The sequence below is a fragment of the Micromonospora sp. BS32 genome, from assembly GCF_059089345.1.
Map to the genome: position 1 here is coordinate 212,178 of NZ_JBSSHR010000004.1, position 24,298 is coordinate 236,475.

The window sequence follows — 24,298 nt, forward strand, 5'->3', positions numbered from 1 at the left end:
TTTCTGGGCGACCGGTCGGGCAGATTGCTGCCGGTAGAGGTAGCGGGCCATCAGTTCATCAACTACAGGTAAGACCATTCGGCGGTTGCTGGTCGCTGCGAAGTGGCCCTCCGCAACCTGGGCAGAGGCCGTCGACACCTGTCGTCATTAGGCAGCGTTGTTCAGCGCCCGACGGCCTGGCGACGGCCTGGCCCAGCTCGCGGGCGCGGTTGCCCGACCCCTCCGGCGCTCTGCCCTTCAGAGCTGGCATGACCAAAGTTCGGAGGTCTGGGGTTCAAGCGGCGTGCGGGTTGGTATGCCTGTGGGGTGGCGGAGCGTGCGAACAGCGAGCAGTCTGCGGTAGGCGGCAAGGAGCCGGCGGAGGATGGTGGGACGGCGTCCCAGACATCACTGGCGGGTCGCCCGACGGCGGGCCTGGGAGTGCTGCTGGGCGCGTTGGGTGTCGTGTACGGCGACATCGGCACGAGCCCGCTGTACGCGCTGAAGACCGTCTTCACCCTCGACCGCAGCCTGACACCGGACGCCCCCGACGTGTTCGGCGCGATCTCGTGGGTCTTCTGGTCGATCATCCTGATCGTGTCGGTCAAATACGTCATCTTCATCCTGCGGGCCGACAACGACGGCGAGGGCGGGGTGATGGCCCTGGCCGCCCTCGCCCGAAGGGCGCTGCTCAAGGCCGGCGAAAAGGGCGCCGCCACCGTTCTCACGCTCGGGGCGCTGGGTGCTGCCTTGTTCTACGGCGACAGTGTGATCACCCCGGCGATTTCGGTGTTGTCGGCGGTGGAAGGGCTTGAGGTCATCTCCCCGCGGTGGGCGGTGGTGGTGCTGCCGGTGTCGGCGGTGATCCTCACCCTGCTGTTCGCCATCCAGCGATGGGGCACCGGACGGGTCGGGGCCGTGTTCGGGCCGATCATGGTGCTCTGGTTCGCCTGTCTGGGCGTTGCCGGCGCGGCCGAGGTGATACGTCACCCGAGTGTTCTGGCCGGGCTGTCACCGACGTATGCGGTCCTGTTCGTCGTGGACCACCCGGTCATCGCGTTCATCGCGATGGGCGCCGTCGTGCTGGCGATCACCGGCGCCGAAGCGCTCTACGCCGACATGGGGCACTTCGGCCGTGCCCCGATCCGGCGGGCCTGGTTCGCGATCGTGTTTCCCGCGTTGACCCTCAACTATCTCGGGCAAGGCGCGTTGATCCTACGAACGCCGGACAGCCGGTCTGATCCGTTCTTCCTGCTCCTGCCAGACTGGGCGCGGCTGCCGATGGTCGTCCTGGCCACCGTGGCCACCGTGATCGCGTCCCAGGCGGTGATATCCGGGGCGTTCTCGGTGTCCCGGGAGGCCATGCGGCTGGGCTTCCTGCCGCACCTGCGCATCCGACAGACCTCCCGCCACGAGTACGGGCAGATCTACGCCCCCGGAGTGAACTGGAGCCTGTTCGCGGCAGTCCTGCTAGTGACGTTTGCGTTCGGCTCATCCACGAACCTTGCCGCCGCCTACGGGGTGGCAGTTACCGGCACATTCCTGATCACCACAACCCTGTTCCTCGTCGTCGCGCGGGCGCTGTGGCACTGGACCACCTGGCAGCTGGTGCTGTTCGGGGTCGTCTTCGGCAGCATCGAGCTGACGTTCTTCACCGCGAACCTGGCCAAGGTCACCCACGGCGGCTGGCTGACGCTGCTCATCGCGATCATCCTGTTCACCACCCTGCTGACGTGGCGGCGCGGAGCCGAACTGGTCACCGCCCGACGGACCGAACGCGAAGGACCGCTCCGCGACTTCATCGACACCCTGCACGCCACGAACATCCCCTGGGTGCCGGGCACCGCGGTGTTCCCCCACCCCAACAAGGAGACCACCCCTCTGGCGCTGCGCGCCAACGTCGCGCACAACCACGTTCGGCACGACAGAATTGTGATCATCACCGGTCGCACCGCCAACGTCCCGCACATTCCCTGGGACCAGCGCCTCACCATCGACGATCTCGGCGACCCGAACGACGGCATCATCCACATCACCGCCGTCTTCGGCTTCCAAGACCCCACCGACTTCCCCGAGGTCCTGCGCCACGCCGCCACCCACCCCCTCGCCGAAGTTATCGCCCACGACGAAGTCTCCTACTTCGTCTCGAGGATCACCCTGCGCTGCACCCGTAGCCCCGGTATGGCCATCTGGCGTAAACGCCTGTTCATTGCCCTCGCCCACAACGCCGCCAGCCAAACCGAGTTCCTTCACCTGCCCGAGGAACGCACCATCGTCCTCAGCGCCGAAGTCTCCGTCTGAACCCGCCCCGATCAGCCGGGCCGGGCGGCCTGACGCGCGTACAGGAACCGAGTGCGCCTCCACCACCCGCGCAGCGCTTGGAGCTGCTCGCAGTTCATGGCGAGCAACTGCCAGCGGGTTGTTGAGTTGAAGCGGAACTTGGAGCCGCTGCCTCGTCACCAGCGGGAACGGCACCCGACGCGCTTCAGTACGCGGTTGAGCTTGAAGAGTTGGAGTTCAACCCGATTGACAAGCTCCGCGGGCGGTCACAGCGCAAGAAGGTAGCCGAGGTCGTCGACCGCCGGGTGGTCGTCAACCAGCGACAGGCGCTCGAACTGCTGATCGCCCCTACCCACGTCGGTCAGCGGGGGAAGGCGAAACGTGGTGAGCGCCTGGTCGCGTTCTTCGGCTGCCTGTACTTTCGCCGCGCTGAGACCAGCAGAAGCGTCAGGACTTCCGGAGCAGAACTGCGACCTTCCCGAAGCGGGATGGGGTCGACTGACGCTGGCGAAGAGTCGCCCGCAGGCGGGCAGGCGGTGGGCGGACAGCGGCCAAGTCCACGACGACCGCGGACTGAAGCCCCGGGCCAAGGACGAGCCACGCGGCGTGCCGATCCCGTTGGCGCTCGTGAAGATCCTGCGGGAGCACATCAAGCGCTTCGGTGTTGCCGAGGACGGCCGTCTGTTCCGCAGCGAGCGGGACAACGTCGTTGCCGCCTCGACATACTCCCGCGACTGAGAACAGGCGCGGCTCCTGGCGCTGACGCCCGCGTCAGGTTGACTCTCGGCTCGCAGGACGGCCGTACGACCTGCGGCACGCTGCCTTGTCGTTGTGGCTCAACATCGGCGTTCCGGCGACCGATGTCGCCGAACGGGCCGGGCACTCCGTCGACGTTGTACTCAAGGTCTACGCCAAGTGCATCGATGGGCAAGAGGCCACCGCCGACGGCCGCATTGACGACGCGTTGACCGTGGACCTGGCCCGGATGATGGCCGTCATTCCGGATCTTGCTTCGGACACCCCACTTGACCTAGGCAGAGCGCCGTGTCTATTGCCAGCTCAGGCAGCATTTTGGCTGATCTTCAAGGTGCCCCCGGCAGGATTCGAACCTGCGACACACGGTTTAGGAAACCGATGCTCTATCCCCTGAGCTACGAGGGCGCGAAGGCCCAGCCTACCTGCCAGCGGGTGCCAACGAGTACCCAGGCGTACCCGCCTGTGCTCACGGGCGCCAGCCGCCCGCTGCTCCGACCAGCGGAGCACACATGGAGCACACCGATGCCCGCCGGTCGGACCCGCGCCAACCGCTGCCCGGCCGTGACCGCGGCTGCCCAACGGTACCCACGACTCACCGAGCGCGTTCCGAGCACAGCAGAGATCATCGGACACCCCGACAATCGGTGCGCTGGTTCCCGTGTTCACTGCTGCTCGTTCGTCGAAGGAGGAGCCCGGCTTTGCCCCTGCGGCCTTGCCATGGGTACGCCGCAGACCTTCCCCACGGCCTCCCGGACCGGCGATCCTGTCCGGCCCGGAAGCTTCCCGACCATGCATGCGACCGGGGAAGCACCGCCATCCGGCCCCTATCCACCAGGTTCGAGCCGGTAACCCATTAAAGGGACGTAATGACGCCGGTTCCTCGCGTACTCCTCTTCGTCTCGCTCGCCGGACCCGCACCATCTGGCAGTGCTCACACGTCCCGGCTTTGTCAGGGCCGCTTCCCACCCGTCCCGGCACCACCCGGAACAGGCTTGTACCGTGCCAGAACTCGTCGCACATGTTGTGAGCTGGGATTTCTCGGCTCGGGTTGATGATCGCTGGCATGGTCGTACGGTTGCTGTACTTGGGGATGATCCGCCTGTTCAGCGGACTTGGGCTACTGATCCGCGGCGACAGAGCACTGATGGCCGAGGTCCTCGCGCTACGCCATGAGGTTGCGGTGCTGCGCCGGCAGGTCCCCGGCCGGCCGCGCCTGTCCTGGCCGGACCGGGCGATCCTGTCCGCCCTGGCCCACCTGCTACCCCGCGGGATACGGGCGCATCGCATCGTCACCCCGACGACGTTGCTGGCCTGGCACCGACGGCTGGTACGACGCCACTGGACCTACCCGAACAAGCCAGGCCGGCCACCGGTCAGCAACGAAATCCGGGACCTGGTGCTACGGCTGGCCCGCGAAAACCCGCGATGGGGCCACCGCAGAATCCAAGGCGAACTACAGCGGCTGGGCCACCGGATCGGGGCATGCACGATCCGGCGAATCCTGGCCCACCGTCGTGTCGGCCCGCCGCCCCGCCAGCAGGACACCAGCTGGCGAACGATCCTGCACAACCAGGCCACCGGCCTGCTGGCCATCGACTTCTTCCACCTCGACACGATCCTGCTGCGACGCCTGTACCTGCTGGTGGTAATGGAGGTCGCCACACGGCGGGTCCACCTGCTCGGCGTCACCGCCCACCCCACCGGGCAATGGGTGACCCAACAGGCCCGCAACCTTCTCATGACCCTGGGCGATCGGGCCAGCAGGTTCCGGTTCCTCATCCGCGACCGTTACCGCGACGGCAAATACGCCACCGCCTTCGATCACGTCTTCGTCGCCGAAGGCATGACGGTGATCAAGACTCCGCCCCGCACCCCGCGGGCGAACTGCTTCATTGAACGCTGGGGCCGCAGCCTGCGCGAGGAGTGCACCGACCATCTGCTCATCTACAACGAGCGGCACGCCCTGGCCGTGGTCGGCGAGTACGTGGACCACCTCAACGACCACCGGCCACACCAAGGGCGACAGCAGTTGCCGCCCAACCATGACCCGGCCGTCGTGACCCCCATGAACATGCCCGTGCGGCGCCGACGACGACTCGCTGGAGTGATCAACGAGTACCACCGGGCAGCCTGACGCGATCTTCGGAATCCCACGTCACGGCGTTGAGCGAGTTCTGGCACGGTACAGGCCAGCGCTGCCGCGAATCCCTCGTCGTGCACAAGGCGCCGGGCATGTTCCGTTCTGCGATCAGCCACTCCACGAACAGTTCAGGTCCGACGATCCTCCGGTCAAGAGCGCAGAGCGTCTGCCGGTTGTACGCGGGCCGCCGCGATCGCCGGGAACACACCCGCCACCAGCCCGGTGACCAAGCCGATCAGCGGTCCGCCGGCGAGCACCATCGGATCGAGGATGACGAGCCACGATTTCACGAGGCTGGTCGCAGCCGTGACATGAATGCCGGCAATGGTCCCCGCAACGCCGCCGATGAGCCCGAGTCCGGCAGTCTCCAGGCAGAACTGTGCGGCGACGGCACGGCGGGAGGCGCCCACGGCACGCCGAAGGCCGATCTCGGATCTCCGCTCGAGCACTGACACGTACGAGACGTTGCTGACACCCAGTGCACCGATCACCAATGAGACCAGCGCGAGCCCGAGAAAGAGCGCCTGCGTTTCCCGCTCGACACCTGCGCGGAGAGAACGCAGGTCCGGCGGTACCAGTACCGCCAGGTCATCGGGCGCCTGAGGGGCGATGGCATACGGCACCTCACGCGCCACCTGGTCCGCTGCCCCGAGTCGAGTTCTGACGACCATTTCCGAGCTGGGGAAGCGCAGTCCAGGTTGCCCGGTCGTGGTCCAGTACGGCAGCGCCACCGCACCAGTCATGGCCGTGTTGCCCGAGGGTGCCTGATAGACGCCCACAACCGCGTACGGCACACCGGCCACGTACACCATCGCGCCCGGCCCCTCCCCGGCCCCGCCGAAGAGCCACGTCGCAGCTACCGAGTCCAGCAGGGCCACCCTGTCGTGCCGGCTCTCGTGACCGGCATCGAACATGCGGCCGCTGACCATCGTTGCGCCGCTGGCCGCCAGACCACCGTCCTGGACGGCCAGCACCGTCGCCTCGCTCCACGGCGCGTCGTCGTCACGGATGTTCGAGATCGTGGGATGCCCGTCGGCCTGGGCCAACAGGCCCGCGTCTCGGACGCCGTTGAGTTTTCTCACCCGCAGGCGTTGCCCAACGTCCGGTCGGGCACCGTGGTCACCTGAATCGAAAGTCGGGTATTTCACCCGTACCTCGGTAGCGGTCAGTTCGTCGAACTTCGCGGTGACCGCCTGGGAGGCGCTGGCGGTGATCCCCAGGGTGGCCACGGCGGCGCAGATGCCGAACGCGACGCCCGAGGCGGTGAGTGCGGCGCGCCCCCGACGCCCCGCCATGGCCTGCAGGGCCTGAGCGACGACATCCCTGAACGACGTCGTGGCCCGGCGAGGCCGCGAATGCTCAGCAGACGACACCGTCGACCACCTTCACGATCCGATCGGCGCACGCCGACACGGTGTCGTCGTGGGTCACCACGATCAGTGACCGCTCCGGGGTGACCAGTTGCCGAAGCAGGTCCATGACGTGCAGCGAATTCTGCTGGTCGAGGTTTCCCGTCGGTTCGTCACACAGAATCACCGAAGGTGAGTGCACGATCGCCCGCGCCACCGCGACCCGCTGCCGTTCCCCACCCGACAATGTCGCGGGCCGAGCATGCAGTCGGTGGCCCAGTCCCACCTGGACGAGCGCATCCGTCGCAAGTCTGGCCCGCTCCCGGCGAGGCCACCCTTGATGGGCGAGCGGCAGCATCACATTGCCCACGCAGGTCAGGTGTGGGACGAGGTGGAAGGCTTGGAACACGAAGCCGAGGGTGACAGCTCGGAGGGCGGTCAACTGCCGCTCGCCGAGCCCCGAGGTGTCCTGGCCGTCCAGCAGGTAACGGCCGGACGTCGGCACGTCGAGCAACCCGAGGATGTTGAGGAGAGTGGATTTTCCGGCGCCCGACGGGCCGATGATCGCCGTCATCTCGCCTCGGCGGATCTCGAGGTTCACGCCGTTCAGAGCCGATACGGCGACCGGCCCCGGAAAGGTCTTGGTGACGTCGACCAACCGCACCACGGCGTCATCCAACGGAGCCGCCGTTGCGGGAGCCGACCGTTACTTCGACGCCGCCCGTGAGTTCCGCCGGACCAGTCACCGCGGCGCGCCCGTCCACGACGAACAGGACCTCTACCGGCACCACCGTCCGACGGCCGTCCGACTCGATGTGAACCTCGGTCTGCCCACCCGCTCTGGTCCACAACGCCGACACCGGAACGACGACGGCTCCGCGAGGGCTCTGCCGCCGAACGATGCGTACCGACACCGGGATGCCGTCGGTCAGGGCCGCTCCGGACGAGCCACTGATCTTGAAGGTCGCCGCATAAGCCGGCTTACCCTCTTCGTCCGCCTTGGCCGCTGTCACGCCGGCAAGGACGACCTTCTTGCCGTCCGCGGGCCCGTCACTGATCGACATGCTGGTGCCAACCGGGAGGCCCCTGAGGTTCGCGCGATCATCCTCGCTGAGCGTCGCCACCACCTGCCACCCGCCCGACGCCAGCGTGAGCAGGGGCTTGTCGCCCTTGTCCCCGACCCCGGCGGTAACGTCCACCACCGTCGCGGGAAGCGCGGGGAGGAATGCGACCTCGCCCATGGGAAGCAGCCCGCCACGCACCGTAGCGGCGGGTTTCGGCTCGGCGGGCGTCGCGGCTGCGGGTGTTGCGGTTGCGGGCGGCGATTCGGCAGGCGCCGACCCGGCAGGCGTCGATTCGGCCGGCGTCGTGGCGGCGGGCGCCGGGTATCCGACGTCCCGGTAGAGACGGGCCACGCTGGCGGCGGTGGCGCGGTCGTAGACGTCGTCGCTGCGCAGGCCGAGGGCCAGGCGCAACTGCCGGACGTCGGGCCCCTCGTCGCCGAGGCGCAGATCGCGGTAGCTGGCGAACCGTCCCTCGAGCGCGATGAGCGGCCTGCCGGACACCACGGCGATCAGTTGGCGGTTGCGTACCCGGCTGCCCTCCTTCACCGGCAGGTCCGTCACCACGGACCTGCCGTTGGCCACGGCGGGTCCCTGGACGGAGGCCCTCGACTGTCGGCTCAGGGTGCCTTGCAGGAGGAACTCGTCGGAGAGCGGCCCCTCTTCCACGACGGCGGTCAGCACCGACGGCAGAGGCGGTGCCGCCTCCGCCGCTCGCTGGGCGGGCGTCCGCGCGCGAGAGGCGACAGCCCAGACGGACAGCGTCGCCGCGACGACCGCAACCATGATCGCCGCAGTGGTGACCGCCTTGCGGTACCCGCCCGTCATGCCTTCAACATCTCCTGACCCTTCTTCAACGCCTCTCGCACCATCGCGTTCCACGCGACCACATCGGCCTCGTACTTGGCCAGCGTTTCCACCGATCCCTCGGCCCGAGCGACTGCGACCGCTTCGTCGAGGCCGGTGGACCTGGTGCACGTCGCTTCGGCTGTCGCAATCTTGATCTCGTCGGCCACCGCAGCGTCGAATGCCTTGCCGTTGGCGGGGTCGATGCCCTTGTAGAGCTGCCGCGCCTTGTTCTTCATCTCCCCGAACTTCTTGATACCCGGGTAGCCCGCCTTCTCGACGCATGCCTTCCAGCGGTCCAACGCGGCCAACACCTTCGGGTCATTCTCGACCTCACGTGCCGTGCCCTGCCGAACGAGGTTGGCCGCCGTGAACGAGAGCCGGAGGTACTGGTTGAGGTCACCGAACAGGCCCGAGCGGACCTCGCCGAGACAACCGGAGCGGGGGATCGACACCTTGGCGCCGTCCGGGGCGTTGAAGGAGACCGTGTCCCCCTCCGGCCCGTACTTGGCGGTGGTGAGGCTGCTCTTGTACGAGTCCGGCGTCCGCGCGTAGGCCGATTCGTCGGCCGCCCCCGGAGGCTCCGGTAGCAGGCGGGGGTCGAGCCCATATCCGACGCGAGCAGCATCGGCGGGATCGGGCGAAATCGGCTGCTGCCCCTCTCTCGGCTCATTCCCCGCCGGCGCTTCCGGCGGAAAGGTCTTGAAACCCTTCTTGGTCAAGCAGCGCCGAACAAGCCTGCGCTCGATGTCCTCGACCTCTTTGGACTGCTGCTGGGCGGAATCCCAGGCCATTTGCGCCCGAGTCGCGGCTGCCTTCGTATCCGGAGAGGCGGGGTCACCACCACATCCGCTGAGGCCCACCACAAGCATTGCCGCCACACAGAGCGCCCGACGTCGTCCCATCGCGATTACCCGACATTCCTTACTGACTGTTGTCCCAACAGGACGGCGTCCCGCTTCCGCAGAGCGTACCCCGAGCAAGCGGGACGCCGGAACCGCTTCCTGAAACCGCAAGCGCCAGATGTTTCAGGCGAAGAAGACGGTCAATGCGCGAAGGCGAAAGACCTCCGACATCGCCGAACGCGCAAAGTGACGCGCGGAACTCGACCCAGCCGTCGACTCGACGCAACGAAGCCTCGGTGGACGGAGGTTCTCACTTGCCGAAAGTCAGCAAGTGCTCCAGGAGTGCCCCTCGCCCTTGTCGTTCCAGCTCGAGCTGTAGCTCAGCTGCCACCCGTCACCCAACACGGCCATCGTGGTGTTGATGTTGAAAGAGCCGTAGTCGCAGACATGCGCCGTCTTCGGGTAGAAGTTCCGCCACGAGCTGTCAGCGTGGTAGATCCCCGACTGCCCGTCACTCCAGTTGTTGTCGCTGTAGGTGAACTTGTACATCGTGTTGGCGGTGCTGAAGTTCAGATCCCTGTAGACACAGAAGTACCCGTCATAGCAGTTCCGGTCCACCGCCATCGCCGGCGAGGCCACCCCGACCGTCGCAAATGCGGCCGCCAAAGCCCCGAGGGCCACGGATCGCGCTACCTTCATTCTGCATTTCCTCCCCGCGACAGAGTCCACCGATCTCGAGTCGCGCGAGCGACCAGCAGGATTGCAGTCCCTTCCTGATCCTGCGCGGCGCGCCATCGATAGACCAACTAAGTGAATTGCGTTGTTGGAACAGACGCGAGATTAGCGTTCATAAACTTCTTGCGCTGCCCCGTCAGGTCGACCGATAACGATCGAATGCCCTCTTCGCGGGAATTTCTAACACCGAAAAGTCCGATATGCGGCATCCTTCTGTGACGCTGATCACGTTTAGGATCTCGTCCAACCGGTTCGTTCAGGCATGTGGACGACGGCCAGTCCCGGGCTGCGGCCAGGCAGGGCCCCGGCAACGGGCCTCAGGTGAGCCTGCACAGGGCGAGTGGTCGGCTGCTGTGCGGGCGTGGTGGCGGTTGGCGGCGGCGATATCGATCAACGCCGGTGAGGCGTAGGGCGCCAGTGGCGTTGCTGAGGGTAGCCATGACACGAGGGCCCGTGTCGGTGCGGGTTCGGCAGCTTCGTCGTGGGTGACGTCCCGTAGCCAGTGGACGGTCCCGGTGCGGGAGTGTTTCGACTGGATGGGACGTCGGTGGCGGATCTGGACGGTTCGGCCGGCGTGAGACGACCATTCCCGCCCAGCCCCACACCGCGAGGGGGACCTCAGTAGAGCAGAAGTGACGTCTCTACCCCGTCCGCTGCGGCCTGCAACACCAACTCGCGACCTGACCGCCGACGTCGGGCCAGAGGCGAACCGGTGGAGCTACTGTTCAAACTGGGCCGCCCGCTGCCGGGCGCGCTGGGTCTGCCAACTCACCGCGATCAGCAGCGCGGCCACCGCCACCAGCAGTGACATCGCGGCCCATGCGAGGGCCCCTCGCCTGCTGTCGTACATGGCCGCCATGCCGATCTTCGGCCCGAGCAGCAGCACTGGCCCGAGTAGCAGGATCGCAGGCCACCAGGCACGCCGGTCTCGTCGGGCGGTGAGGACCACCCCGGTGACGATGAGCGCCAGGAACAGCATCATGCCGAGAAGTACGTCGTACCGCAGGTTGTAGCGCGACCCAACCAGCAGCATCGTGGCCGCAGCCGCGATCATGGAAGCGGTGACCGCCGCGCGTCGGTAGCCGTGGCGGCGGGGCACCGCCAGCGCGAACACGCCCAGGGCGATCTGAGGCACGAGCACGAACAAGCTCGGCTCCTGAAGTGAGGTCAAGTCCGCTGCGGGGACGACCGCGACGGCCACGGCCACCCCGATCGTCACGGCGGTTGCGATCGCGACCGCCCATCGGCCGAACCCGGCGATCCCAGCCGGCAGCACGAGCATCCAGGCGATCCACGCCAGTGCGCCGAGGGTGTGGAACGGCCCCAGCATCGGAGCCCCGACGGCGTACGTTTCGGGATCCGGGAACACTTCCGTGAGGATCAACCCCATGGTGGCCATCGTCACGGCCGCGACCAGAGCGATGGTGCCGGTGAGCGGCAGGGCGTCGGCGAGACCGAGGGCGTTGCGAGCCCGCAGGCGCTGGCGCAGTCCGCCGACCACCAGGTCGGCGACATCACCGGGACGCGGCCAGCGCTGTCCGGCAGGCGAGAGTTCCATGTACGTGTCCACAATCTCGACGCCCCGATCGCTACGGTCGGCGGCGGGGTACCAGCACAGGAGTTTGGTGTAGCGATGACGCAGCACGGATGTCACGCGACACCACCGACGAGATTCGCACTGAGCGGCGCAATCAGCGGCCGGGCTGCCGCATGATTACTGAGGCGGCTAGTCGCCGCCTCGACGGCCCGGCGCATGCGTTCCGTCTCGGCATGCAGCAGCGCGATCCCCTCCTTGGTGAGGCGGTAGTACTTGCGGGCACGGCCATCGACAATCTCGTTCCGATCCACCGTCACTAGTCCGTCGTCGGCTAGTCGGTCGAGGGAGCCATAAAGGGTACCGGGTCGGAGCGACAATCGACCCTGTGACAGCTCGGTCACCTTCAGGATCAGTCCATAGCCGTGCATGGGTCCCTCCGCCAAGGCGGTCAGGACCAGGAACGTGGGCTCCTGTAGCGGAGTCTTCATGCGCTGACCCTATCCAAGGAAGGATATCTTCGCAACGAAGATATTCCCGAAGCTTGTTCAGGGGGCGCGCGGTGGGCGCGGCCCGATACGCGAGCTGGGATCGTCACCAGCGCGGGCACGCAGGTCGAGCGACGGAGTGCGGCGGTTTCCGGGACTGTGGTGTGATCGAGACTCTTAGATGGTGATCTCATCGCCGTAGGACCGACGGGCGGCTTCGCCGGCCACCCCCGAACGATCACGCCGCTGCTTCACCACCTCGCCATCCACGCGAGCACCACGTCGTGTACAGCGCGCCCGTCCCGGCGACGGCGATGCGCCTGACTCAGACCGGGACCGGGGTCGCAACAGACCAGCCGATGCCGCCGGGCACGCGTCGTACTGTCACCGACAGCCAGACGCCGGCCAGCGCCAACCCGTGCCTGAACAGACGAGCACCATGCGAGCCGACGACACCCCTCGGATCTACGCGTCCAAAGTTCTGCGGGTGTCGATCCTTGGCAGCACGCACGCCCTTGATGGCGTGGACTCGTACTTGAGCCGACCGGCGGGCGAGGGTGTCGACCAGCTGCATCCGGCCCCAGAACGACTCGATCATGCCGTTGTCGTAGCAGTCGCCGATCGATCCCATTGACGGTGCCAGGCCGGCTTCCTGGACCTGGCGGGTGAAGGCCCATGAGGTGAACTGGACTCCGTGATCCGAGTGGATCACGGAGCCGGCCGGTTGGCGGTTGCTGATGGCCATGCTCAGAGCGTTGGTAACCAATGTGGCCGTCTGCGCCGCGTCAATGGACCAGCCGACGACCTTGCGGGAGAAGGTGTCCAGCACGACAGCGCAGTACACCTTGCCCTCCCGGGTCGGGTGCTCGGTGATGTCAGTGACCCACAACTGGTTCGGCGATGAGCGGGTGAAGTCGCGGTTGACCAGATCGCTCGCGGTCGGAGTCTGGTGCTTCGGCCGTGGGCGCCGGTTTCCAGGCAGGCCGCGGATGCCGGCGCGGCGCATTAGCATTTCCACCGCGTGATAACCCACGACGAGGCCACGGCCCAGCCGTAGTTCGGCGTGCACGCGGCGAGAACCGTACGCTCCCCGGGAGGCCAGATGCACCGCTCGGATCTGTTCGGTCAGCCACGCGTGACGCAGCGCCCGCTGCGATGGCGGTCGGTTGCCCCAGGCGTAGTACCCGGACGCCGAGACCGCGAGCACACGGCAGCAGATCTCGACGGGTAGCCCCTCAGCGGCCATCTGTTGGATGGCCGCGTACCGGTCTTTTGGGGCACCACCTCCTTGAGGAGCTCAGCCTCGTCAGCTCGTCGACGCCACAGCGCGCTGCCGCCCCGGCCAGCTCGCGGAGATCGAAGGCGGCCAGCAAGCTGGCACTCAAGTGCTCGCCACCCCGATACCAGCAGCTCACAGCGGAGATCGTCACGCTCGACGCCGAGATCGAGCAGCTCGCCCATTAGGCGGCACCGCAGCTCATGGCCATCAAGGGCAGCGCCGCCATCGGGTTCGGTTGCTGAAGAACGGATGCGGGGTCCGGTGCGGTGCGGACAGGTAGAAGACCCGCTGTGTGTGGGCGGCCAGCCGGTCGACGACGGCCGCCGCAGTCTGCCACGGGGCGGTCCAGACCAGGAAGACGTACTGATGGTGTGCAGCGCGGCGTCGAGCGATTCGGGCACTGCGAGATCGCCGGTGACGATCTCGACGTTGGTGGGCAGTGTCGCCGCCGACTCGGAGCGGCGCACGAGGGCACAGACCGGCACGCCCGCATCGCCCCGGCCGACGGACAGGGTCGGAGGGCCCTCATGAGCGGGATTGGTGGGCACCGCGCGCGTCGACCCTCCCCCGAGCCCGGCCGCCGGTCACGTCAAGACGGGGTAGGCCACCGCCAGGCACGGCGGCGGGGTGGCTGGACCGACCACCGGCCCAACCACCCCGTCGCACGCCCTTCACGGGGCGATGCCGCTATCAGCTGGACCTTGTGATCACCTGGTCAGCCGGAACTGTCGCGGTAGAGTCACTTGCCACCGAGAAGCCGGAGATGGGTGGCGTTGAACGTCTGGTTGTACGGCCGGGAGCAGGCGTCGTGTCGGGCGTACGCCTTTTCCTTCAGCTCCTGCCCGGCCTCGGCGCTGAGCACGTCGGCTCGCCGGCCCACGTACTCGTAAATGTCATCCACCGACGTGACGGAGTACCGCTGGGCGGCCATGCAAGCGACGTACGCCTTCTCGGCTGCCTGCACCGCGGGGTCGGACTTGACCTGGGCGAGAATGGCCTCCGCGCGTCGGAGCCCGGCGTCGACGTCGACCCGGGCGGCGGCTTGAAGGGTGCTGTCCATGCAGCCGGCAGTGTCATCCGTGCCCCAGAGAGCGTCCCCCCAGGCCTGCTGCTGCCGGGGCTCCAGCCCCGCCACCAGCAGCTCGTTCGGATCGGGCGACGTGCCACGCGCGGCGGTGGATGCCTGCTCCACCGCGGCCCTGACGTCGCGGCCGTCGGCCTCCGCCGCGGCGCGCGCCTCCTCGACCAGGAGGTCCCGCGGAACGGTCACCTCGTATTCGAAGCCCCGACCCTTCATGCAGTCCGCCACCAACTGCTCGTGGCGAAGTACCTGATCGCGGATCGAACTGGGCTGTTCGCTGTGGGCGGCCGGTTGGAAGATGACGGAGGCGCCAATCGTGACCGCGATGAGTGCGGCCACCGACAGCAGTGCACGGTTACGACGATTCGAGTTGTCCATGACAGTGGTCCGATCTCTCAGCTGACTACTTGAAGGAAACCGTTGGACTTGTCGTATGCGGCGTAGAACCGGTCGTGCAGATGGCTGCGGTCCGTTTGGTTGATCTTGATGCACCCGTTCGACGCGTAGTTGGAATTCGTCCACCCGGAGTAGCCCTGCGAGTGGATGTACAGTTCCGTGCGGGTGGTGGAACCCGACGAGCACAGCTTCGATCCGAGATTCCAGACCCAGCCGCGGACGACATCGCTGCCCCAGTCCTTGTAGATGTGGGAGAAGCGGGTGCTGTCCCTTCCGTCGGCCCAGTAGTAACCGTTGGGCAACCATCCCTGGTTGGACAGGCAGTCGTTGGTGCTCCCGTTACCGCTGCCGGCGCGCTGGCTGATGCGGTACCGCACGCCGCCCACGCTGACATAAGCCGTGAGTGTGCTGTACAACGGGCTTGACGGATTCTTGTCGAAGTTGAACCACGGAGCAGAGTTGCCGGTACCGGCCACCGCCTCGGTGTAGGCCAGCGCGGGTGCCGACCCGCCGGTGGCGATCATGGCAGTGGCCACTCCGATGACCAGTAATGCGTTCAACACTTTTTCGGACAGACTTCTGCGATGCGACAAGATGCTTTCCTTTCAACGCCTCAGCGTGCATCTGTGTCGTGGAAATACAGCGCAGGACCCACGGATGTGGCACGTCCCCCGTTCCGCGACGTGGCCGACGCTATCCGAATAGCGGCCACGGTGGGATCCGGGGTGAGCATTACCTGCCAAAAGCCTGAAAACGGATCAAAAGCTGCCGCCGATGGAACTGGCAATCATCCATTCGACGTCCGATTCCGAGATCCGGTGCGGACCCGTTCCCGGCATCCACTGCAGGACGCGCAAAGAGCGTTCGTGGACCCATTCGGCCTGCTGAATGTCCTGGTCGCTGCCGGTGAGGTAGAGGCGGACGTCGACTCCCTTGACGCGGATACGCTGCGGCGTGACGTCGTCCACGTGCGTCGGCAGTGTGGTGGAGCCGGGGTCCCGGACCAGGCGCAGGAGCAAGCCGGTCGACTGGCCGGACGGCAGCGACTTGTCAGTGATGTCGGAGACGAACGCTCCATTGAACCGCCTCTCGGGGCCTCTGGCGAAGCGGTCCGCCGGTGCGAGGGTGGGATCCGGGCTCGCGGGGGAGGACGCCGGCGGGGCGGCGGAGGACGCCGACGGGCCGGACGGTTTCACCGCCGTCGAGGGCAGGGCCGCCTGCTGCGGCGGAGGCGATGCCAGCGGGAGGATCGAAAGTGTCGCGCCGAGGCCGAGAATGACGGTGGCGGTGGTGCAGGCCGCGAGCAGCGCCGTACGACGGGTGCGGTGCCGCTTGCCCCGGGCGAGGATGGTGGCAGCGTCCAGCGACGGCGTGGTGGCGGCGACGGCATCCATCGCCTGGTGCAGATCCGTCTCGGCCTTCATCGGTTCTGGATCCCTTCCCGCGCTGCGGTCCGCAGACCTTCCATTGGTGTGTCCTGAAGTTCCCGGCGCATCTTGCGCAACGCCTTGTGACAGGTGGCCTTGACCGTGCCGACGCCCAGGTGGAGCATGGCGGCCACGTCAGCCTCGGTGCGGTCGTCCAGGTAGCGCAGGACGACGACGGCTCTTTCCCGCCGGGTCAGCTGCCGCAGCGCGACCAGTAACGCCTGCCGGTCGTCGACCGTGCCGAATGCCGCGTCGCCGGCCTGTTCGGGCAGGGCGGCGGTTGGTGTCTCGTAACGGCGGTGAGCCATGCGCCACCAGTCCGTCACCGCATTGGTGATCGCGGTGGCGACGTACGCGTACGGGTCGTCGCGGTCGATCCGACCCCACCGTCGATACGCCCGGACAAGGACGCCCTGAACGATGTCCCGCGCCTGCTCGGTGTCGCCGCACAGCAGGTACGCGTGTGCCACCAACCGGCCAGAGCGCGTGGCGACGAAGGCCGCGAACGACTCGTCGACGTCCGAACCCGATCCGATCTTCATGATCTCCTTGACGGCGGAGGTGGCCAGAAGGTTTACCGCGGAGCCGAGAATTTTCCCGCCGGGCAGTTCCGATGTCGGCAGCGATGTGTCTGCGTTCGGCAGAATCTACGTGACTGTCGTCAAGCGCGAAATCGCTGCGCCAAGGTCAGTGGGAGGCGGTCAGCGGCGCGGCTTGGACCGAGTGAAGCGGGAGGTGAAGGCGGTCGTGGTTGGAGCGTGCGTGCTGCCAAGGCTCGACACCGTCAGAACCCTGGACGCGTAGATCCGAGGGGGTATCGCGGCTCGCATGGTGCTGCGACGGTGCTCGGATGTTCGGCACCGGGCGAGCACGAACGCGCCAAAACCAGCACGGCGACGTTAGGGGTTCGAGTCCCTTCCGGCGCACAAGCGATCAAGGCTGTGACCTGCGAGAACAGGGGTCACCTTCTTTCCCACTTCCGCACCCGTTCTTTCCGTCTGCGGGACGGTAGTGCTCCGTTGGTACTCGTCTGTTCAGGCAGGGGTTGACGCTGGCCTACGTCTGGACTGTCGGTGACCGTACGACGCGTGCCCGGCGGCATCGGCTGGTCTGTTGCGACCCCGGTGGCGGTCTGAGTCAGGCGCATCACCGTCGCCGGGACGGGCGCGGTGTGCACGACGTTGTGCTCGCGTGGGATGGCGAGGTGGTGAAGCAGCGGCGTGATCGTTCGGGGGTGGCCGGCGAAGCCGCCACGCCTACTTCGGTCTAGCCGTGATGCGTGGCGACCGTTGGGTAGAGGGTCAGGTCAGACGCCGGCATACCGATCAACGTGCTGCGCCAACTGCTTGATCACAAGCGGTTGGACACCACGAAGCGGTACTACCGTGTCGTGCACAGCGCCGCCGCGCCGTCGGTCCTACGGCGATGAGATCACCATCTAGCAGTCTCGATCACACCACATTCCCGAACACGGGGGGTAGCCGTGGCCGTCGCGGTCGTCCCCGCAATGGAGTTGACCTCACTTCACGAGCCGAACTTGTTCGTGCTCGTGCCTCAGCTCGCGCTCGGCGTGTTGGCGCTGGCGGTGCCCCGCCGCCACGGCTACCGACGCACCGCGGTCATCACCGCTTTCGTCATCGCGGCTGCGGCCACGATGCTGCTGGTTGGGTCGCGCTACAACCTGCGGTACGACGTACTTCTCGGCATGATGCTGTTCCTGGCGCTCATCGTCACCGGGGTGGTCCTCACCGCCCGACGAGACCGGCGTGCCTGGTGGCCTGCGATCCTGCTACTCGGGCCAGTGCTGCTGCTCGGGCCGAAGATCGGCATGGCGGCCATGTACGACAGCAGGCGAGGGGCCCTCGCATGGGCCGCGATGTCACTGCTGGTCGCGGTGGCCGCGCTGCTGATCGCGGTGAGTTGGCAGACCCAGCGCGCCCGGCAGCGGGCGGCAGTTTGAACAGTAAGAACCCCTAACAGAATGATCTAGGGGCGGTCGTCCTTGATGGACGGTCGGCTAGAGTGTTCGGGCGTGAGGAGGGGTGAGCGGCCGCCGTGGATCGTCTCGGACGAGTTGTGGGCCGAGATCGCGCCGTTGCTGCCACCCCGACCACCACGTCGGCGTCGCTATCCCGGCCGTAAGCCGCTGGATGACCGCAAGGTGTTGTGCGGGATCTTGTTCGTGCTCTACACGGCGATCCCGTGGGAGCACCTGCCCCAGGAACTCGGGTTCGGGTCGGGGATGACCTGCTGGCGCAGGTTGCGGGACTGGAACGACGCCGGCGCGTGGCAGCAACTGCACGAAGTGCTGCTGGGCAAACTGCGCGCTGCCGGGCAGCTGGACATGTCCCGGGCGGTGATCGACGGCTCCCACATCCGGGCGCTCAAAGGCGGCCCAAAACCGGCCCGAGCCCGGTCGACCGCCGCAAGCCAGGCTCGAAACACCACGTCATCACCGACGCGGGCGGCATCCCCCTCGCCGTCAGCCTGACTGGCGGCAACCGCCATGACGTCACCCAACTGATGCCCCTGGTCGACAAAGTCCCGCCGATCAAGGGCATCCGCGGCAGACCCCGGCAACGGCCCGACCAGATCTACGCAGACCGCGGCTACGACTACGACATCTACCGCCGCGCGCTACGGACCCGAGGCATCACACCCGTCATCGCCCGACGCGGCGTCGCACACGGCTCCGGACTCGGCACCCGACGCTGGGTCGTCGAGCAGACCATCGCCCTGCTGCACTGGTTCCGCCGCCTGCGGGTGCGGTGGGAGATCCGCGACGACATCCACGAAGCCTTCCTCACCCTCGCCTGCGCCATCATCGGCTGGCGCCGACTCCAACACTCAAAGAGTTAGGAGCTCTAAGCCATTTTCATCGTGGGTAGCGGGCAGGGGCCCGGCGATGAGCTGTCCGAGGGCCAGCCCGAGCAGGCACGCGGTGACAGTGAGCTGCGCGGTCGAGGTGGCCGACTCCAGCTCGATGGTGAGCGCGGGCAGCACGGGCAGGTAGAGGTCCATGGAGATCGGAGCGAAGATCGTCAGCGGGCCCAGCACGACCGCCGGCGCCCGGCCGACCGTCTGCTCACCCGTTCTCCCGGGCTGATCCGCCGCCGCTGTCGGGTCGGCGTTCGTCGGCGTGGCGGTCACGGTGTCCTTCCAAATGTCAGGGGGCGCGCCGCCGCCCCCGGCCTGGTGGGCGCGGGGGCGGGCGGCGCGAGGATCACGGGCGCAGCAGCACCTTGATGGCGCGGCGCTCGTCCATGGCCTGGTAGGCCTCGGCGGCCTGGTCGAGGGGCAGGCTGAGGTCGAAGACCTTGCCTGCACGACCTCGTCGGCGAGCTGTCCACCCGCAGCACCGAGTTCCGCACGCGCTGGGGAGCCCACGACGTCCGCCACCACGGCACCGGCGCGAAGAGGTTCCACCACCACATCGTCGGCGACCTCACCCTCGCCTACGAAGGCCTGGAAATGGCCGCCGAACCCGGCCTCACCCTCACCATCTACGCCGCCGAACCCGGCTCACCGTCCGAAGACGCGCTGCGCCTGCTCGCCTCATGGGCCGCCTCACAGGAACCGGACACCACCGCACAGAAAACGGCCGCCGAATAAGTTGGTCCACCGGAGAACCCCGGAGCGCTCACCCCGGGATCGCCGCCTGGGACGCGCCTGGCGCGGGGGTGGGGCTCGTCCGCTCCGTCTGCTGGTGGTCCGGCACCCATCTCCGTCATGACATCGTGAAAGATGTCCACAATCGAGTTGGCGTTCGCAGGTGATGACCGCCACGCGCCCCATCCGCCGCTCACCGCTGACACGCCGCCGAAGATCGGCGGTGGCCCGCTGGCCGGCATGGTCACCGGGCTGGTGGCGGGTGTCTACCCGGCAATCGCGGCGGCCCCAGTACCACCGGCACACGGCCCTGCGCTCCTGAACGGGACAGGGCTCGTCCCGAGCATGTTCTCCGGACGGATGAAGTCGCGCAGCTTATTGACGGCCGCTTAGCCCTATTTGAGCCCGTAACAAGCGGAATGGTCACCTGGGACCACAGCGCGCTGGGAATCCCTTAGTGTTATCCCTGTCGCCGAATGGCGGATTTTCCCCACCGCCCATGGCGGTTCCCCGCCCGTGCGTCTGCGCCATTCCGCATGCTCCAGCCTCGAGAAGGGAAGCATCTTGTCGCAAGGTAAAGATTTGCTTGAAAAAGCGTCGAACGCATTGCTGGTTGCGAGCGTAGCCGTCGTGCTGGTTCTCACTACGGGAGCTGTGCCCGCCAGCGCCTGGACGGATGTGCTGCAGTCGGAGTGCATGGCGTCCAAGCTCAACCCGACCATGACGTTCGACAAGGGGACCGCCCCCTACGGCACCCTCTACACCTACTACTCGGGAACGTCCTACTGCGGGTCTGGGCAGCTCCTGCCGACCCGGCGGAAGGTGACGATGAAGGCCGGCTCCGGCGACGGAACCAGCGATGACTGTGTCAGCAACCACGGGTGGCTGCCCAACGGCTCCTACGCGGCGCGCTACGAGGTGAACCACCAGACGAGCAGCACCGTGGTCAAGGGCTCCGTCTGGAACCTGGGCAGCAAGCTGTGCTCGAGGGGCACCGTGACCCGTACCGAGCTGTTCATTCACTCGCAGGGAGCCAACGGCGGCAGCTGGACGGAATCGAACTACAAGTCCGCCGGTTGCATCAAGATCAACCAGACGGACCGCACCTACCTGAAGAATCTCTACGACCAGCCGATCTACGGGGCGTCGAACACCACGTTGTCGGTCCAGAGCTGAACAGGGATCAGGCCAGCATCCCAATTCTGTTTCGTACCTGATTCCTGGAGTGATAAATGAAGATTCGTAACGTGCTGGCTCTCACCGGAATTGCGGCGGCCGTCGGCCTCACCGCATTTGCGGGAGTCGCTACCGCCGACCCGACGCCGGACCCGACCGCGCAGGCCGAGAAGCTGCTCGCCTCCTACGGACAGACCAACCAGAAGCTCGCCGCCTGCATGCAGGAGAAGGGCCTGCCCTTCAACGGCGGCCTTGCGAAGTCGGACGTCGTCGACGCGTTCAGCGTCGTCAACAAGGGCGCGCTCACCGACGAGATCCGCAACGACATCGCCGCCCGCACTGCGGCGACCCCCGATGACCCCAACGGCGTCCTGGTCGCGCAGATGTCCGTCACGCAGCAGGGTGCATGGGGTGACGCGGTGAACGACTGCAGTGCGAAGATCGACTTCGAGGCGTCGGGCGGGGCCGCCGGGCAGGCCAAGATCGCCGAGCTGCAGCGCGCCGCCGCGGACAGCCCCGAGGTCAAGGCCGCAGCGAAGGTCTACGTGACCTGCATGCAGGGTGAGGGCTTCGCCGTGGGCACCAACCCGTTCGTGGTCCCGCAGGACATCGCCGAAGCCGAGCACGGCACCACCGCCACCGCCATCGCAGCCGTGGCGAAGTACGACACCGCCTGGCGCGGCTGCGTGCAGCCGTGGCAGGAGACCTTCGACAAGAAGCTGTTCGGCTAACCCCCAGCTCCCTTGAACCAATCACCATGGACGGCGAGTGTCCGATCCCTTGGCTACCGTTCGTATCATCCGGACAGCAGCCGAGGGATCCGGCCGTTTCAACAACCACACCGGTGCCCGCCCGGCGTGTTCTCCGGGCTGGCACCGGCTTCGCCCACACGATGCGCCCATGCCACCCGGCAGAGCACGTTTGCGGCGCGCTTACTGCGACAAACCGGGCCGCGCCAGCCGCTACCGAACCTATGGAGCGGACTGAGGTTCGACCTGCGGACCGCACACCCTGAGCCCAGACGGTCGACTGGGGAAGGATGGCCTGGTGCCACATCCATCGAGGCACCGCGCCGGTGAGCGTGATGAGCCGCGTCGGCTGCGAAGAAGGTCGCCGAGCTGAAGGTCGAGGAAAAGATCCTCCGCAAGGCGGCGCCCTGTTCTCGCCAAGGAGATGGGCCGATGACCCTCTGCTACCGGTTCATCTCCGAACACCGCGCCGACTGCGGCGTGCAGCGAATGTGCCGTGTCGTTGCGGTCCGACGTCCCGGCTTCCACGAGTGGCTTACCGCGCAGCCTGCCCGCGAGCAGCGCGCCGCAGCCGAGGACCGACCCGCCGTCGAGATCACCGCCGTGGAGCTGCGCCACCGCGGCCCACGCCCCGGCGGCACTTCCCCACAAACTCAAGACCAAAAAATCTCCGACCCGGAGACAACCTGAGCCCTCGCTCGGGCGTAACGGTTGCATGAGGCTGAAGAGGCAGGGTGGTTGAGGATGGCAGGTGACATCTCCGTGGAGGGGCACGTCACGTTTACCCGCTTCTTCCAGCACAACGGCAAACACCTGGTACGCCTGGCCTACCTGCTCATCGGCAACCTCTCGGACGCCGAAGACATCGCCCAGGAAGCACTGATCGAGATCTACCGCAAGTGGGTCGATGTCCGTGAAGACACCGCCGTGGCGTACGCCAGGACCGCCGTCGTGAACCGGTCACGCAGCCTGCAACGCCGTCGCGCCGTAGCCCGACGTTTCGCTCCGCGTCTGGCGCAACGCGACGCCACTGGACCCGCCGATCTTCCCGACCGGTGGCTCTGGGACATGGTCCAGGCCCTGCCACGACGGCAGCGCGAAGTGGTGGTGCTCCGGTACTGGTGTGACCTCGGAGAAGCCGACATCGCCCGCGTCCTCGGCATCAGCGCCGGCACCGTCAAATCCAGCGGGCACCGCGCGCACACCCGGCTCGCGGCAGCGCTGGTCGGGCACGACCAGGGCATGGTCCGGGCACGAGAGGGAGCAGAGTGATGGACGAACTTGAAAGGCGCCTGAGGGACATGCTGAACAAGGCAACCGACCACCTCGAGCCCGGAACATCGCGGCTGCGGAACCCCGCCGACACCGCAGGACGCAAGACCGCCGGGTTCGGTCTCGGTCGCCTGCACCCCGCCGTGCTCGTTGCTGCGTCGAGCCTGGCCGTAGCCGGCGTCGCAGTCGGCATCACCGTGGGCGTTCCGCACCTGAGCCAGCAGGCACGGACCGCGGGACCGTCCTCGACCACCGGTTCAACCAAGGCGGCAACCGACGGTACGCACCCCCTGTGGGCCCTGAACGTCACCGACGCCAAGCCGGCCAGCTTCAGCCAGCTCAGCGCCGGCAAGGCCGCCGACCTGCCCGTCCCTCACACCCTGGACCCAGGCCTCGGCCCGGACGTCGCCACCGACCCGACCCTCGTCACGGCAACCGGACCCATCCGGTTCAACAGCAAGACCACCAAGTCGGCGCACCTGCTCGCCCAGCGCAGCCAGGGAACGTTCGTCGCCCTGACCGGCCCCCGAGCTGACGGCGCAGACGGCCTGCACGACGTACACATCGTGCTCTTCGCGCCCGACAACACCCGCCGCGACATCTACCACGCCGCGCAGGCCAGCAGCGTCACCGTCTCCCCGGACGGCGCCCTGATCGCCGTCAGCACCTGGCTCGGTAACGACACACCGGGCATCGCCCCGGCCGCCGAACTGGTTGACGTCACCACCGGCAAGGTCAAGCAACGGCTCCCCGGCCGTTTCACCCAGGCCGCCTGGGCGTCCAACCACGCCATCCTGCTCACCGGCACCCCCCAAGACCCGGCCAGCCTCGCCTGGCGTGCCCCCTGGACCGGCAAGGGCGAGCCCATCGACGTGCACGGGGGAGCGATCTCCGTCAACGGCGGCCTGGTCGCCATCGACGAGACCGAAGGCTGCCTGCAGAAGCTCGACACCGACGCGAAACTGACCGCCGCACACTGCGACAGCTGGCGTTCCATCGGCAACGTCTCACCCGACGGCCGGTACGTGGCAGTCGAATGGGGCAGCGGCGACAACCCGCAGCACCACGGTGTCCTTGACGTCACGCAGAACCAGGTCCGGCCCTGGCCCGCGGACGGGAAGAACCCTTCCTGGCTGACCGGATCCGACGTCCTGCTCACCGACAACGCCGAAGGCAGCAGCGCCACCGCACGCTGCGACCTGACGGCCGGCACCTGCACGACACTGCCGGACAACGCGCTAGAAGGAAAGTGGCGCGCGGCAACCTGGATCGGTCGGTCCTAGTGCTCCAGCCGCA

At 67.2% G+C, this 24,298-nt stretch carries 23 protein-coding genes, 1 tRNA gene and 1 pseudogene; 11 read left to right on the forward strand and 14 right to left on the reverse strand.

Annotation, left to right across the window (positions count from 1 at the left end):
* Positions 1-306: 306 nt before the first annotated feature.
* Entirely contained in the window at positions 307-2,280 is a 1,974-nt protein-coding gene (locus tag AC5RWQ_RS08675; protein WP_494282201.1) for a potassium transporter Kup, read from the forward strand.
* A 363-nt stretch (positions 2,281-2,643) separates the two neighbouring features.
* On the forward strand, positions 2,644-2,997 hold the full coding sequence (locus AC5RWQ_RS08680) for a hypothetical protein (RefSeq protein ID WP_494282202.1): 354 nt from the start codon (positions 2,644-2,646) through the stop codon (positions 2,995-2,997).
* Between the two features lie 350 nt (positions 2,998-3,347).
* Here AC5RWQ_RS08680 and AC5RWQ_RS08685 read toward each other — a convergent pair.
* A tRNA-Arg gene (locus AC5RWQ_RS08685) sits at positions 3,348-3,420 on the reverse strand.
* 658 nt (positions 3,421-4,078) lie between these two features.
* Between AC5RWQ_RS08685 and AC5RWQ_RS08690 the strand changes: the two genes are divergently transcribed.
* Positions 4,079-5,149: an integrase core domain-containing protein gene (locus tag AC5RWQ_RS08690; RefSeq protein ID WP_494282203.1), complete on the forward strand. Its 1,071-nt coding sequence runs from the start codon at positions 4,079-4,081 to the stop codon at positions 5,147-5,149.
* A 155-nt stretch (positions 5,150-5,304) separates the two neighbouring features.
* Here the strand turns inward: AC5RWQ_RS08690 and AC5RWQ_RS08695 are convergent, their stop codons facing one another.
* The 12 genes and pseudogenes from AC5RWQ_RS08695 to AC5RWQ_RS08750 form a co-directional block, all read right to left on the reverse strand.
* Positions 5,305-6,528: an ABC transporter permease gene (locus AC5RWQ_RS08695; RefSeq protein WP_494282204.1), complete on the reverse strand. Its 1,224-nt coding sequence runs from the start codon at positions 6,526-6,528 to the stop codon at positions 5,305-5,307.
* The gene (locus AC5RWQ_RS08700) at positions 6,515-7,183 is read right to left on the reverse strand and encodes an ABC transporter ATP-binding protein (RefSeq protein ID WP_494282205.1); all 669 of its coding nucleotides are present in this window, start codon (positions 7,181-7,183) and stop codon (positions 6,515-6,517) included. Before AC5RWQ_RS08700 ends, AC5RWQ_RS08695 begins: the two co-directional genes overlap by 14 nt.
* Complete coding sequence (locus AC5RWQ_RS08705; RefSeq protein WP_494282206.1) at positions 7,176-8,393, reverse strand: hypothetical protein; 1,218 nt, start codon at positions 8,391-8,393, stop codon at positions 7,176-7,178. Before AC5RWQ_RS08705 ends, AC5RWQ_RS08700 begins: the two co-directional genes overlap by 8 nt.
* Positions 8,390-9,205, reverse strand: a complete 816-nt coding sequence (locus tag AC5RWQ_RS08710) for a hypothetical protein (protein ID WP_494282207.1) — start codon at positions 9,203-9,205, stop codon at positions 8,390-8,392. The genes AC5RWQ_RS08705 and AC5RWQ_RS08710 overlap by 4 nt, the downstream gene beginning before the upstream one ends.
* Positions 9,206-9,580: 375 nt before the next feature.
* Positions 9,581-9,955 (reverse strand): hypothetical protein, encoded by a 375-nt coding sequence (locus AC5RWQ_RS08715; RefSeq protein WP_494282208.1) that lies wholly within the window; start codon positions 9,953-9,955, stop codon positions 9,581-9,583.
* A 754-nt stretch (positions 9,956-10,709) separates the two neighbouring features.
* On the reverse strand, positions 10,710-11,645 hold the full coding sequence (locus tag AC5RWQ_RS08720) for a hypothetical protein (protein ID WP_494282209.1): 936 nt from the start codon (positions 11,643-11,645) through the stop codon (positions 10,710-10,712).
* Positions 11,642-12,016, reverse strand: a complete 375-nt coding sequence (locus AC5RWQ_RS08725) for a PadR family transcriptional regulator (RefSeq protein WP_494282210.1) — start codon at positions 12,014-12,016, stop codon at positions 11,642-11,644. The genes AC5RWQ_RS08720 and AC5RWQ_RS08725 overlap by 4 nt, the downstream gene beginning before the upstream one ends.
* A gap of 322 nt (positions 12,017-12,338) precedes the next feature.
* A pseudogene (locus AC5RWQ_RS08730) lies at positions 12,339-13,277 on the reverse strand (IS3 family transposase); the annotation flags it as partial.
* 754 nt (positions 13,278-14,031) lie between these two features.
* Complete coding sequence (locus AC5RWQ_RS08735) at positions 14,032-14,712, reverse strand: hypothetical protein (RefSeq protein ID WP_494282211.1); 681 nt, start codon at positions 14,710-14,712, stop codon at positions 14,032-14,034.
* A 56-nt stretch (positions 14,713-14,768) separates the two neighbouring features.
* Complete coding sequence (locus tag AC5RWQ_RS08740; protein WP_494282212.1) at positions 14,769-15,362, reverse strand: hypothetical protein; 594 nt, start codon at positions 15,360-15,362, stop codon at positions 14,769-14,771.
* A gap of 165 nt (positions 15,363-15,527) precedes the next feature.
* Positions 15,528-16,193 (reverse strand): hypothetical protein, encoded by a 666-nt coding sequence (locus tag AC5RWQ_RS08745; protein WP_494282213.1) that lies wholly within the window; start codon positions 16,191-16,193, stop codon positions 15,528-15,530.
* Positions 16,190-16,738, reverse strand: coding sequence for a SigE family RNA polymerase sigma factor (locus AC5RWQ_RS08750; RefSeq protein ID WP_494282214.1), 549 nt, complete (start codon positions 16,736-16,738; stop codon positions 16,190-16,192). The genes AC5RWQ_RS08745 and AC5RWQ_RS08750 overlap by 4 nt, the downstream gene beginning before the upstream one ends.
* A 941-nt stretch (positions 16,739-17,679) precedes the next feature.
* Here AC5RWQ_RS08750 and AC5RWQ_RS08755 point away from each other — a divergent pair.
* Together AC5RWQ_RS08755 and AC5RWQ_RS08760 are read left to right on the forward strand one after the other, a co-directional pair.
* The gene (locus tag AC5RWQ_RS08755; protein WP_494282215.1) at positions 17,680-18,156 is read left to right on the forward strand and encodes a hypothetical protein; all 477 of its coding nucleotides are present in this window, start codon (positions 17,680-17,682) and stop codon (positions 18,154-18,156) included.
* A gap of 45 nt (positions 18,157-18,201) precedes the next feature.
* A protein-coding gene (locus tag AC5RWQ_RS08760) for an IS5 family transposase (RefSeq protein WP_494282216.1) occupies positions 18,202-19,055 on the forward strand; the annotation gives its coding sequence in 2 pieces (ribosomal slippage) (positions 18,202-18,592 and positions 18,592-19,055; 855 coding nt in all).
* On the opposite strand, the gene AC5RWQ_RS08765 is transcribed toward AC5RWQ_RS08760, so the two are convergent.
* Positions 19,044-19,346: a hypothetical protein gene (locus tag AC5RWQ_RS08765; protein ID WP_494282217.1), complete on the reverse strand. Its 303-nt coding sequence runs from the start codon at positions 19,344-19,346 to the stop codon at positions 19,044-19,046. The genes AC5RWQ_RS08760 and AC5RWQ_RS08765 overlap by 12 nt on opposite strands.
* A gap of 192 nt (positions 19,347-19,538) precedes the next feature.
* Here AC5RWQ_RS08765 and AC5RWQ_RS08770 point away from each other — a divergent pair, with 192 nt between their 5' ends.
* The 6 genes from AC5RWQ_RS08770 to AC5RWQ_RS08795 all read left to right on the forward strand — a co-directional run bounded on the left by AC5RWQ_RS08770 (position 19,539) and on the right by AC5RWQ_RS08795 (position 24,285).
* Positions 19,539-19,808: an MmyB family transcriptional regulator gene (locus AC5RWQ_RS08770; RefSeq protein WP_494282384.1), complete on the forward strand. Its 270-nt coding sequence runs from the start codon at positions 19,539-19,541 to the stop codon at positions 19,806-19,808.
* A 513-nt stretch (positions 19,809-20,321) separates the two neighbouring features.
* Positions 20,322-20,981: a hypothetical protein gene (locus tag AC5RWQ_RS08775; protein ID WP_494282218.1), complete on the forward strand. Its 660-nt coding sequence runs from the start codon at positions 20,322-20,324 to the stop codon at positions 20,979-20,981.
* A 71-nt stretch (positions 20,982-21,052) separates the two neighbouring features.
* On the forward strand, positions 21,053-21,712 hold the full coding sequence (locus AC5RWQ_RS08780; protein ID WP_494282219.1) for a hypothetical protein: 660 nt from the start codon (positions 21,053-21,055) through the stop codon (positions 21,710-21,712).
* A 450-nt stretch (positions 21,713-22,162) separates the two neighbouring features.
* Complete coding sequence (locus AC5RWQ_RS08785) at positions 22,163-22,420, forward strand: hypothetical protein (protein ID WP_494282220.1); 258 nt, start codon at positions 22,163-22,165, stop codon at positions 22,418-22,420.
* Positions 22,421-22,474: 54 nt separating this feature from the next.
* Entirely contained in the window at positions 22,475-23,002 is a 528-nt protein-coding gene (locus AC5RWQ_RS08790) for a SigE family RNA polymerase sigma factor (RefSeq protein WP_494282221.1), read from the forward strand.
* 29 nt (positions 23,003-23,031) lie between these two features.
* On the forward strand, positions 23,032-24,285 hold the full coding sequence (locus AC5RWQ_RS08795) for a WD40 repeat domain-containing protein (protein WP_494282222.1): 1,254 nt from the start codon (positions 23,032-23,034) through the stop codon (positions 24,283-24,285).
* The last annotated feature ends 13 nt before the right edge of the window (positions 24,286-24,298 follow it).

Coding starts and splice junctions, on each gene's coding strand:
- AC5RWQ_RS08710 (WP_494282207.1), bottom strand. CDS start 9,205: ATGGCCTGGGATTCCGCCCAGCAGCAGTCCAAAGAGGTCGAGGACATC.
- AC5RWQ_RS08785 (WP_494282220.1), top strand. CDS start 22,163: ATGACCCTCTGCTACCGGTTCATCTCCGAACACCGCGCCGACTGCGGC.
- AC5RWQ_RS08745 (WP_494282213.1), bottom strand. CDS start 16,193: ATGAAGGCCGAGACGGATCTGCACCAGGCGATGGATGCCGTCGCCGCC.
- AC5RWQ_RS08725 (WP_494282210.1), bottom strand. CDS start 12,016: ATGAAGACTCCGCTACAGGAGCCCACGTTCCTGGTCCTGACCGCCTTG.
- AC5RWQ_RS08790 (WP_494282221.1), top strand. CDS start 22,475: ATGGCAGGTGACATCTCCGTGGAGGGGCACGTCACGTTTACCCGCTTC.
- AC5RWQ_RS08705 (WP_494282206.1), bottom strand. CDS start 8,393: ATGACGGGCGGGTACCGCAAGGCGGTCACCACTGCGGCGATCATGGTT.
- AC5RWQ_RS08750 (WP_494282214.1), bottom strand. CDS start 16,738: ATGAAGATCGGATCGGGTTCGGACGTCGACGAGTCGTTCGCGGCCTTC.
- AC5RWQ_RS08715 (WP_494282208.1), bottom strand. CDS start 9,955: ATGAAGGTAGCGCGATCCGTGGCCCTCGGGGCTTTGGCGGCCGCATTT.
- AC5RWQ_RS08795 (WP_494282222.1), top strand. CDS start 23,032: ATGCTGAACAAGGCAACCGACCACCTCGAGCCCGGAACATCGCGGCTG.
- AC5RWQ_RS08690 (WP_494282203.1), top strand. CDS start 4,079: ATGGTCGTACGGTTGCTGTACTTGGGGATGATCCGCCTGTTCAGCGGA.